Source organism: uncultured Olegusella sp., from assembly GCF_947253395.1.
Taxonomy (GTDB): domain Bacteria; phylum Actinomycetota; class Coriobacteriia; order Coriobacteriales; family Atopobiaceae; genus Olegusella.
Genome location: NZ_CAMXYY010000052.1, coordinates 1 through 10,437, shown reverse-complemented (window position 1 = coordinate 10,437; position 10,437 = coordinate 1). Strand labels below are relative to the sequence as shown.

The following is a 10,437-nucleotide window of genomic DNA, read 5'->3' as shown; positions in this document are numbered from 1 at the left end:
ATTCGTAGCGCTGCTGATACCACGCGAGATCGTTTGATTGTGGAAGAAGAACCTGAATTTGTTTTAGATGTTGCGGCAGTTACAACGGAAGTGTCCGAGCCAAATTTAACAGAAGTGCCTGAGCTAGATACCATAGAAGCGCCTGAGCCAGATACCACGGTTGCGTTCAGTGACGAAGAGCGTGCCTTGCTTAGCTGCCTGCTTGAGCAAAACTCTGTACCTGCTTTTGAGCGCGCACATCAGGTGATGGCATCGCTGCTTATCGAGTCCATCAATGATAAGTTGATGAATGTCATTGGTGATGTGGTCATTGATGCGAGTTCTGATGAACCTCAAATATATGAAGACTATCTTGACGATATAAGGGAGTTGCTCCATGCCTAAGGTACCCAAGCGCATAGCAAATACGGTAATCAATTCGCTTAAGGGTGGCGTTGTACCTCGCGTGGGTTTGCCCTATATCACCGTGGGTCGCACACATGAGATTGAAGCGCTGCTCCATGATGTGGAGGTTATCCGCGAAGGAGGAGCATCATTTCGTTTTGTAGTGGGCAAGTATGGTTCGGGCAAGTCATTTTTGTTGCAGACCATTCGAAATTATGCAATGGATTTAGGCTTTGTCGTTATGGATGCCGATTTATCTCCTGAGCGTCGTTTGCAGGGCAGCCACGGTCAGGGACTTGCTACCTATAAGGAGCTTGTGCGCAATATGGCCACCAAGACTCGTCCTGAAGGTGGCGCGTTGACACTCATTCTTGACCGTTGGATTTCTGGTGTGCAAAGTACGGTAGTTGCCGAAGGTCTATCAGCTGATGATCCTCATTTTGCTGCTACCGTTGAGCAGCGTATTAGCGATGTCATAACACAGATGGGCGAAATGGTTCATGGTTTTGATTTTGCTCACCTGCTACAGCTGTATTTTCGTTCGTACCTAGAGGGTAACGATGAGATCAAAGGCAAGGTTATTAAGTGGTTTCGCGGGGAATATGCCAACAAGACTGAAGCTCGTCGGGAGTTGGGCGTAGGCATAGTTGTGGGCGATGATGATTGGTATGAATACGTCAAGCTCTTTGCGTTTTTTCTCAAACAGGCGGGCTATGCAGGCTTATTGATGCTGGTAGATGAGCTCGTCAATATTTATAAGGTGCCAAACTCGATTACCCGTCAGTATAACTACGAAAAAATTCTAACGATGTACAACGACACGTTGCAAGGCAAAGCACGCTACCTAGGCATCATTATGTGTGGTACACCCCAAGCTATTGAGGATCGTCGTCGGGGTGTGTATTCCTATGAGGCTTTACGTTCTCGTCTCTCTGAAGGTCGTTATGCTGCGGGTGTCTATAAGGATTTAATGGCGCCCGTCATCCAGTTACAGCCACTCACTCATGAAGAAATGCTGGTACTCATAGAAAAGCTTCAAGATATCCATGCGCAACTCTATGCGTATGAACCTCGTCTCACCGAGATGGATTTGGTGAGTTTTATCAAGCAAGAATACGAGCGTGTAGGTGCAGATACGCATATCACGCCACGCGAAGTAATTCGTGACTTCATTGAGCTGCTAGATATTTTGTATCAACATCCTGAGGCTCAAGTAGCCGAAGTGATGGGGCAGGCAATAGGGGGCGCAAGTGAAAGTGATGCTGAGGCTTTCACACATACCGCGGGCATTGCTTTGCCCTGTAGTGGAGCTCCTGCCAGCACTGGTAGGTCGCAGCAAGATTTTTTTGAGTTCAAATTATAAAAGTAATTGTGTATTGACTTTGGATCACCCAGCTGTATTATCTGTATTAAATGAACTAATACAGTTATAGCTGAGGGGGGTGCAAAGTGATTCAAATTAGCTATAAAGATTCTCGCCCCATTCACGAACAAGTAGAAGATGGCATACGGCGTCTTGTTGTGTCGGGGGCACTTGTGCCAGGTGAGCAGTTGCCCTCTGTGCGTGAGCTCGCATCTACTCTCGCTATCAATCCCAACACTATAGCTCGTGCGTATCGTGAGCTTGAAATGCAGGGTTATGTATGCAAGGTAGCAGGTAAGGGCTCGTTTGTAAGTGAAGGGGTGCCTGATGATCATCAGCGCATTACAGATTTACGTTCTGCTTTTGACGAAATTGCAACTGAGCTTCTGTATTTGGGCATTGATTTGGCCGCATTAAAAAAACAACTTGATAAACTTGCTTGTGCTATGGGAGGGGAGGGACAAAATGACTAATGAAATGCTCATTACCAAAGATGTTGTAAAGAATTTTGGCAATTTTCGTGCGCTTGACGGCGCTTCGATACGTGTGCCAAAGGGTAGTGTGTATGGCTTGGTAGGGCCTAATGGTGCGGGTAAATCCACCTTGCTCCGTCATGTCATGGGAATACTTCGTCCTGATGAAGGTGAAGTCTATATCGATGGCGAGCCCGTGTGGGAAAACGACGTGCTTATGCAGCGTGTTGCCTTTATTCCCGATGAGCTCTTTTACTTTCCCAATGCAACAATTCAGGATATGAGGCAGTATTATCGCGGACTCTATCCCCGTTTTGATGATAAGCGCTTTGAGACTTTGCATGAGGTATTTAGCACGATTGATAACAAACGCCCTGTGCGTCGTTTGTCCAAAGGCATGCAAAAACAGTCGATTTTTTGGTTGTCTTTATGCTGCCATCCAGACTTTTTGGTACTCGATGAGCCCGTGGATGGCTTGGATCCTGTGATGCGTCATCAAATCTGGAGTCTGCTCATGAATGATGTGGTTGAGCAGAACACGACGATTTTGGTTTCCTCTCACAACTTGCGTGAACTCGAAGATGTGTGTGATCACGTGGGCATTATGCACAAGGGCAAGATTTTGTTGCAGCGATCGCTTGAAGAGTTGGAGGGCAGTGTCTCCAAGGTACAAGTTGCCTTTGCAAATCAGCCGCCAGCATTTCCTGAAGATATCAAAATCATGCATCACGAAAAGCAGGGCCATGTCCACACCCTCATCGTGCGGGGCAAGCGTGAACAGCTTGTCGCACACTTAACGGCACTACATCCGCTTTTTTTGGATGTGTTACCGCTCACGCTAGAGGAGATATTTATTTATGAGATGGGAGGCGTGGACTATGGCATCAAAGACATCCTTGCTTAGCCGCACAGTTTTCCTAGGACATATCAAGCGCTTTGTTCCTTTGTGGGTACTCTATACCGCAGTACTCACCATTTGGTTGCCCATAGGCCTGTCCCTGCGTTTTCAAAGCATGGAACGCCCAACTGCCCAAGATTTGTATACAGTGGTTTACATGCACGTAAGCCTTAAATCATTTATTTTTGTGACGGCGGTCTTTGCAATTATCTGTGCCGTTTGCCTTTTTTCATATCTATACAAGAGTTCCTCGGCAAATATGATGCATGCCTTTCCACTCAGGCGTTCAACTCTTTTTGTATCAAGCTATCTTGCCGGTTTGTTTATGATGCTGGTGCCTACGGCTGTAGCACTTTTACTCATGTTTTTGGTATGTGCTTCTCACCAGGTCATTTGGGTAAGCCTGATGTCACAGCTGGCGATAGGTGTACTTTTTAGCTCTCTCTTTTTCTTCTCGTTGGCATCGCTGTGCTGTATGATTTCGGGCACTATATTTGCAGCTGTTGCGTTTTATGGCATCTGCCAGCTCGCCTGGAGTGCAGTGTACACTCTGGTGATGATTTTTGTTGTCAACTTTACCTATGGTATGGATCAGCTGTCCACGCCTGTATTGATGTTAGGTGGCAACGTAGGGTTTTTGTCTCCCTTGCCGTATTTATTAGGTCATGTCGGACTATTTGCTCAGAATATTGACCTTGCAGGTGGCTTTAATCCCGCAACCATTGATGTCAGAACACATATCGAAGGTTTTCAGTGTCTCACGGCGTTTTTTATCGCAGGCTTTGTTGTGACGGCACTTGCTTGGTGGATTTATAGCAAAAGGCGTATTGAAAGTGCGGGCGATATGGTTGCTTTTCCCGTGCTTAAATTGCCTGTACGCTGGTTAGCTGCCTTTATTGGCGGTATGGGAAGCACCTTTGTGATGGCTGCCCTAAGAGGTGTTGCGGGAAGCCGGCAGGATCTCGCCGTATTTGTTGGGTATTATGCACTTTTTGCCCTGATATGCTTCTTTGTGACGGAGATGATTCTCAATAAAACGGTGCGTATCTTTACTCGCAGTCGTGCAGTTGAAGCACTCGCAATGTGTGCTTTAAGTTCGGTTCTACTCGTGGGGCTTGGCTTGGACTTAGCTGGTTTTTCGACCACAATTCCACAGGTCAAGGATGTTTCAACTTTGAATCTTCAAGTTGATGACACCGACTATGCTGCTCAGGCAGGACTTGGTAAAGATTCCGATCGCCTGATGCAACAAACGATTGATTTACATCAAACTATTGTGGAAAACCGTGATGAACTCAGAGCCGAGGTAGAGCGTATCAATAGTTCTCCTGACGCTACGACGGTCTATGTACGCTTTGCGTATCAGCTCAAAGATGGTCGCAGCTTGACCCGATCTTATGTCATTCCTGTCTCTGAGCAAGCGGTCAGAGATCCCCATAGCGCTGCGTCAAAGTTGCTCAATATCTACAGCGATTCTGATTTCTTCCTTAATGCTTTGCTTGGTTATGATCACGCTGATTTTGAGTGGGTTGGTGCAGTGTTTGCGCCGAGCTACAAAGGTGGGGACTCTGGTGAAAGTATCAGCATTGATAAAAATAAGGCAAAAGCTATGGGAGAAAAGCTCATATCTTATATCCAGAGCAAATCTTGGAAGGAATCTGCGCTGAGTCGTATAGGACTCGCTGCGAGCAATGCAAGCAACGAGTATCAATACTTTGGGTCGTTGGTAATGAATGGTCGCTATGCGGGAACCGGCAATACAACTCAACGTATCTTAGCTGATACCGGTCTTTTGAACTACACTGAGACCCGTCATGGTGCATGGGGCTATTCAGAAAATACCAAAACCAATGACGATGGCAGTTTCACCACTAACATCAGTCTCTCCCTAGATGTTGATAGCGATCTTATGGCAACGGATTTTGCCGAGGTGATAAAGGCCTCCGGCATCAAATTGGACGCTGACGATGCAGCTGTAAACTAATACCAGTTTGCCCTCCTTTCTCAAGCGTCTTCCTCCTTCGGGGGAAGACGCTTTTTTTGGCTGGGAAAAGTACATAAGCGAATATCTGTGCTAGCGTGAAGTGTTGGGAGGGAATATGGAAGCATTTGAGCGTTATGCGCCGTTTATTCAGGATTTTATTTACCGCAATGGGTGGCAGTCGCTGCGCGGCGTGCAGGTGGCAGCCGCTCATGCGATTTTTGATACGGACGATAATGTGTTGCTCTGTGCATCCACAGCTTCTGGAAAAACTGAGGCAGCATTTTTTCCCATACTGTCAATTTTGGAGGAAGAACCCTCAAGTTCTGTTGGGGTGCTCTATGTGGGTCCACTCAAAGCACTGATAAATGATCAGTTTGGACGCTTAGAAGAGCTTTGTGAAGAAGAGGAGATTCCTGTCTGGCGTTGGCATGGAGACGTTGCTGCTTCGCGCAAGGCAAAATTGATAAAGCATCCTTCAGGAATATTGCAGATTACACCAGAATCTCTTGAGGCACTGTTGCTACATCGCTATTCAGCAATTCCCAAACTCTTTGGTGATTTGCGTTTTATTGTGATTGATGAGGTACATTCTCTCATGCGGGGCGATCGAGGCGCTCAGACTCTTTGCGTGATTGAACGCTTGTCTCGTCTAGCAGGAGTGAGGCCACGTCGTATTGGACTGTCTGCGACAGTGGGCGATCCCGAGCGTACGGGCGAATATCTTTCTGCGGGTACAGGGCGCAAAACGCTCATTTTGCGCATTGATGATGCGTCTCAACGTTGGCGCTTGTCAATGGAACATTTTTATATCAGTGATTATCAAGCTGTTGATGACGAGTTGGGGCGCGGACCTTATGTCCATCGGCATGAGGCAGAGGAAGCAGCTGTATTGACCGATATCGAGGTGGATGGGGACACACTGGGCAAAGAAGGACTTGCTTGTATGCCTCAGCGCAGCTATGAGGGCAAGACTGATACCGCGCCCCAGCTAGCAGATCCAGGTCTCGGATATATTTTTGAACATAGTCGGGGTAGAAAGTGCTTGGTTTTTGCCAATTCGCGTGAGGACGCTGAGGCGGTGACTACGACGCTCCGCTCATATTGTGAGGCAAATGGTGAGCCAGATCGCTTTTTAATCCATCATGGCAATCTTTCTGCTCCCTTGCGAGAATCTGCCGAAGACGCAATGAAGGATGAAGAAACAGCCCTCACTACAATTACAACCTCAACTCTTGAGCTTGGTATTGATATTGGAAGACTTGAGCGCGCCTTTCAAATTGATGCACCTTTTACGGTATCAAGTTTTTTGCAGCGCATGGGGCGCACTGGTCGTCGTGGTACGCCGTCCGAGATGTGGTTTGTCATGCGAGAAGAACGACCTGAGCCTCGCTCTACCTTAGGTGAAACTATTCCTTGGAAACTTTTGCAAGGTATTGCTTTGGTACAGCTCTATCTTGAAGAGCGCTGGGTTGAGCCTCCCCGCCTGGATCGCCTACCCTTTAGCCTGCTTTATCACCAGACAATGGCAACACTGGCATCGCAGGGTGAAATGAGTCCCGCAGAACTTGCAGTGCGCGTGTTGACTCTCACACCATTTCAACGGGTGACAACAGACGACTATCGAGTACTGCTTCACCATTTAATTACGAGCGAACAAATTCAACAGACTGATGAAGGCGGCCTTATTGTGGGCTTAGCGGGGGAGCGTGTGGTTAACAATTTCCGCTTCTACGGAGTCTTTGTTGAGAGTGAGGAGTACACCGTTCGTAGTGAAAGCCAAGAGCTTGGTACTACGGTGATGCCGCCACCTGTGGGTGACAAAATTGCTATTGCGGGTGCCACGTGGCTAGTAGAAGAAGTGGACCATAAACGGCATGTGGTTTACTGCACCCAGGTAAAAGGTCAGGTGCCTGCCTATTTTGGCGAGTGTCCTGGTGACATTCATACCCATATACTCGAGCGCATGGCACACATTCTCGCAGAAGATGTGGCATATCCTTATCTCATGGATAACGCTCGCGCTCGTCTTGCTCAGGCGCGTCGTACGGCAGGTGCTTCAGGCATGCTTAACGCGCCGCTTATCAATATCGGTGGGGATAGCTGGGCGCTGTTTCCTTGGCTTGGCAGTTATGCTTTTTTGGCTCTGGAACGTTTCCTTAAGCTGCGCTGTTCAGAGGAGTTAGGACTTAAGGGTCTGGACTCAAGTCGTCCATACTTTTTGCAATTCCGTATGAAAGCAGATGCGCAAACCTTTGTTGATGTGCTCGCGAAGCAAGCCCTGCGTCCGCTTGATCCCCTTGAGTTGCTCTATCCTAAAGAAGTGCCTGTTTTTGAAAAGTATGATGCCTATGTGCCAGTTGAGCTGGTGCGCAAAGGTTTTGCCTATGGGATTTTAGATACAGAGGGCATGTTGCATCGTGTGCGTCAATGGTGTGGCTTTCCTGAGTTGCCTGAGTTAGGTCAAGCGTAAGGGTTTTAGTGGGGTGTTTGGGCGTAGGATAGCTGGGGAGAGACAAACAATATGGAGCAGGAGAACTCATGAAACCAATGCTTTTGGCTGCAATCATTGCAATTACACTCGCACTTATTTTGTACACCATTGGCGTCTTTTCCGAACGTCACGCAAAAGTACTTAAGCCAATGCATCTTACACTGTTTTGGTTGGGCTTGATTTGTGATAGTACAGGTACAGCCTTGATGAGCAAGATTGCCCAAGCAGGTGCTACAGGAATTGGATTACATGCAGTTACCGGTGCTCTAGCGATTGTTCTTATGGCATTTCATGCAATTTGGGCAACGGTGACGCTTGTGAGTCACAATGAAAAACGTGCTCGTACCTTCCATCGCCTCAGTCTTTTTGTCTGGTTGGTATGGCTTGTGCCTTATGTTATAGGTGTGTATATGGGTATGCATTAGGCAGTTTTGTAGGAACTTTTGGTTTTAGAGTTTTGTTGGTAAGGGCGTTGCAGTGCGTAAAGGGCAGCAGTATTGCCGCCTCAGGCGAACACAAGTAGGGGATGCGCTATGGCTATTAGTTACGTAGATTCCAGCGAGCTCGATGAGTATCTGATGATGCCTGATTGCCCTGAATGTGGTAGTGAGGACGTAGTCTGTACGGAGACCTACCAAGATGGTGAGTGGACCATCAAGCAGTATTTCTGCAACAAATGTGGACATGTTTGGGTTGAGCGAAGCAAGGCATAAGATTGCGAGCCAAGATATAAGACAATCGCTGCTTATATCAATTGAAACGCGGCCTCGGCAATGAGCTCGCTTACGGTGGGATGCGGGTGGATTGTTGCAGCAAGCTGGGCTGCTGTCATGTTTTGTGCGATGGCTACAGCGATCTCTCCGATGAGGTCGGTGGCACGTGGGCATACAAGCTGTGCCCCTAAAATTTGTCCGTCATCTTTTGCGGCAATGAGCTTAAGATAGCCTGAGTCACCACCTTCTATCAGGCATTTTGCATTGGACCCACTTACGACTTTTGCCACACGTATTGAGAGTTTGCGCTCTTTTGCCTCGGTTTCGGTCATGCCGATGGATGCTACTTCAGGCGAGGTATAGACACAACTAGGAATGAGCTGTTCATTTATAAGCTGCTCCTCATGACAAATGGCCCGTATCACATTGCGTGCCTGAGCCATTGCAACGTGTGCGAGTTGAGCTGTACCTGCACGGACATCGCCGATTGCCCACACATGAGGTAGGCTACTGCGTCCGTCATTATCGCAAACGAGGGCACCGCGTTCTAATTTTGCGCAGATAGTATCTGCAAATAGCCCCGTTGTTTCGGCAGCGCGCCCCGTAGCAATAAGTACGCCATGAGCACACAGCTGTTGTTCGTGACCCTTTTTGTCGAAATATTTGACACACAGGCTATCGTGTTGCTGCGTAATTTCAGCAACACGAGCAGACGTTTCAATCTTGACCTTTGATTTTTTGAGATGCAGGTTTACCCGCTGGGCGATTTCCTTGTCAAAGGGTGGCAGTATGCGCTCCATTGCCTCAAGGATGCTCACTTGTCGACCTAATGCAGCATATAGTTCTGCACATTCGACTCCGATAACGCCACCGCCAATAATTATCAACGAAAAAAGATCTGCACCTTCACCCTCAAGGATATTATCGCTGGTAAGTACCCCAGGAAGCTCGATGCCAGGAATAGGAATGCGCTTGGGTGCAGAGCCTGTGGCGATGATAAGCTCACGTGCTTCGTATTCCATGCCGCCGCAAACAATGGTGCAAGATGCATCGTTTGCAGAAGTGAGCTGCGCCTCTCCTTCTACTAACGTAACTTTGTCTTTTTTCATAAGTTTGGTGAGACCATCACGAAGACTGGTCACGATTTTTGTCTTGTGCGCATGCATGGCAGAAAAGTCCAACGCTACGTCCGAGCAGCTGATGCCATATTCACTTCCGCCGCTTGCTTCAACGAAGGCTTTAGATGAGTGAAGCAGAGCTTTTGTTGGTATGCAGCCGCGGTTAAGGCAGGTACCACCAAGGAGATTGCGCTCAAAGAGAACGACTGATTTGCCTCGATGAGCAGCCTCGTGGGCTGCGGTATAGCCGCCAGGACCTGCACCGATAATGGCAATATCAAACATGTTTTCTCCTAGCGGGCAGCAATTGATAGGACTAATTGTGTAAGGTCAAAGGCGACCTGAGTATCTATTTTTTCGCCCTCAAGGCGGGATTGCAATTCGGGTGCATCAAGTGTGCAGCCCGAAAGGGCGCGTTCTACAAGGACGGGTAAACCTTCGGCAAGAGCGTCTGTCCAGAGATAGGCTTGCTGTATGAGTCCTTCTGCAATCTCAAGGTCAAGACGGACGGTGCCCCAAGAAAATCGAGCTTCAGCTCCTTGGGACAGATGACGTTTTTTCCCAAGATTCCATGCTGGCGAAGCAAAATGCGTGCGGAGCTGCTCAAGATACTCCTCATCAAGTTGAGTAGAATCTATACGCTCTACCTGAGAGTTGAAGACCTTTCCAAATGACTGAGCAAGCGCAGACTTGAGCTGCTGTATGGTGAGCGATGGCGAAAGTTCGGATAGGTTGACAACACGTGAGCGTAGCGATTTGACGCCGCGTGCTTGTAATTTGAGTGGTGAAGGTCGCAAGTAGCGGCTCAGTGCAGAGAAATCTGCCGCAATAAGAAGGGTTCCATGGTGGTAGCTATGCTCACCTTCGTGCAAATACGCACAACCCGAAAACTTTCTTCCATCTACGGTGAGGTCATTGCGACCTGTAGCCTGCGCATTGATACCAAGTGACTGTAACGCGTTAAGTATTACCGCATTTTGCTTTGCAATATCAAAGTCTTTTGTTGGTATAAG

At 47.9% G+C, this 10,437-nt stretch carries 10 protein-coding genes; 8 read left to right on the top strand and 2 right to left on the bottom strand.

All coding sequences use genetic code 11. The features are described from left to right. From Q0X25_RS05480 to Q0X25_RS05445, 8 genes are all read left to right on the top strand, one after another. The coding region (locus Q0X25_RS05480) for a tellurite resistance TerB C-terminal domain-containing protein (protein ID WP_298579669.1) at nucleotides 1–384 on the top strand (384 nt) is incomplete at its 5' end. Next, entirely contained in the window at nucleotides 377–1,747 is a 1,371-nt protein-coding gene (locus Q0X25_RS05475; RefSeq protein ID WP_298579667.1) for an ATP-binding protein, read from the top strand. The genes Q0X25_RS05480 and Q0X25_RS05475, both read left to right, overlap by 8 nt. Before the next feature lie 86 nt (nucleotides 1,748–1,833). After that, complete coding sequence (locus Q0X25_RS05470) at nucleotides 1,834–2,220, top strand: GntR family transcriptional regulator (protein ID WP_021735603.1); 387 nt, start codon at nucleotides 1,834–1,836, stop codon at nucleotides 2,218–2,220. Beyond that, nucleotides 2,213–3,124: an ABC transporter ATP-binding protein gene (locus tag Q0X25_RS05465; protein WP_021735661.1), complete on the top strand. Its 912-nt coding sequence runs from the start codon at nucleotides 2,213–2,215 to the stop codon at nucleotides 3,122–3,124. Before Q0X25_RS05470 ends, Q0X25_RS05465 begins: the two co-directional genes overlap by 8 nt. Further along, nucleotides 3,099–5,102 carry a hypothetical protein gene (locus Q0X25_RS05460; protein WP_298579661.1) on the top strand — a complete coding sequence of 668 codons (2,004 nt, stop codon included), beginning with the start codon at nucleotides 3,099–3,101 and terminating at the stop codon, nucleotides 5,100–5,102. Before Q0X25_RS05465 ends, Q0X25_RS05460 begins: the two co-directional genes overlap by 26 nt. Nucleotides 5,103–5,217: 115 nt before the next feature. Next, the gene (locus Q0X25_RS05455; protein ID WP_298579658.1) at nucleotides 5,218–7,572 is read left to right on the top strand and encodes a DEAD/DEAH box helicase; all 2,355 of its coding nucleotides are present in this window, start codon (nucleotides 5,218–5,220) and stop codon (nucleotides 7,570–7,572) included. A gap of 68 nt (nucleotides 7,573–7,640) precedes the next feature. Further along, entirely contained in the window at nucleotides 7,641–8,018 is a 378-nt protein-coding gene (locus Q0X25_RS05450) for an HsmA family protein (RefSeq protein WP_068540253.1), read from the top strand. A 108-nt stretch (nucleotides 8,019–8,126) separates the two neighbouring features. Then, nucleotides 8,127–8,306, top strand: coding sequence for a hypothetical protein (locus Q0X25_RS05445; RefSeq protein ID WP_021735650.1), 180 nt, complete (start codon nucleotides 8,127–8,129; stop codon nucleotides 8,304–8,306). A gap of 32 nt (nucleotides 8,307–8,338) precedes the next feature. Here the strand turns inward: Q0X25_RS05445 and lpdA are convergent, their stop codons facing one another. Next, nucleotides 8,339–9,709 (bottom strand): dihydrolipoyl dehydrogenase, encoded by a 1,371-nt coding sequence (lpdA, locus tag Q0X25_RS05440; RefSeq protein ID WP_298579650.1) that lies wholly within the window; start codon nucleotides 9,707–9,709, stop codon nucleotides 8,339–8,341. An 8-nt stretch (nucleotides 9,710–9,717) separates the two neighbouring features. Continuing rightward, nucleotides 9,718–10,437 (bottom strand): lipoyl protein ligase domain-containing protein (locus Q0X25_RS05435; RefSeq protein WP_298579647.1); only part of this gene is annotated, 720 nt, incomplete at its 5' end.

What these genes read in the sequence shown, in the direction of transcription:
- Q0X25_RS05465 (WP_021735661.1), top strand. Translation starts at nt 2,213, where the DNA reads ATGACTAATGAAATGCTCATTACCAAAGATGTTGTAAAGAATTTTGGC.
- lpdA (WP_298579650.1), bottom strand. Translation starts at nt 9,709, where the DNA reads ATGTTTGATATTGCCATTATCGGTGCAGGTCCTGGCGGCTATACCGCA.
- Q0X25_RS05455 (WP_298579658.1), top strand. Translation starts at nt 5,218, where the DNA reads ATGGAAGCATTTGAGCGTTATGCGCCGTTTATTCAGGATTTTATTTAC.
- Q0X25_RS05450 (WP_068540253.1), top strand. Translation starts at nt 7,641, where the DNA reads ATGAAACCAATGCTTTTGGCTGCAATCATTGCAATTACACTCGCACTT.
- Q0X25_RS05445 (WP_021735650.1), top strand. Translation starts at nt 8,127, where the DNA reads ATGGCTATTAGTTACGTAGATTCCAGCGAGCTCGATGAGTATCTGATG.
- Q0X25_RS05475 (WP_298579667.1), top strand. Translation starts at nt 377, where the DNA reads ATGCCTAAGGTACCCAAGCGCATAGCAAATACGGTAATCAATTCGCTT.
- Q0X25_RS05460 (WP_298579661.1), top strand. Translation starts at nt 3,099, where the DNA reads ATGGCATCAAAGACATCCTTGCTTAGCCGCACAGTTTTCCTAGGACAT.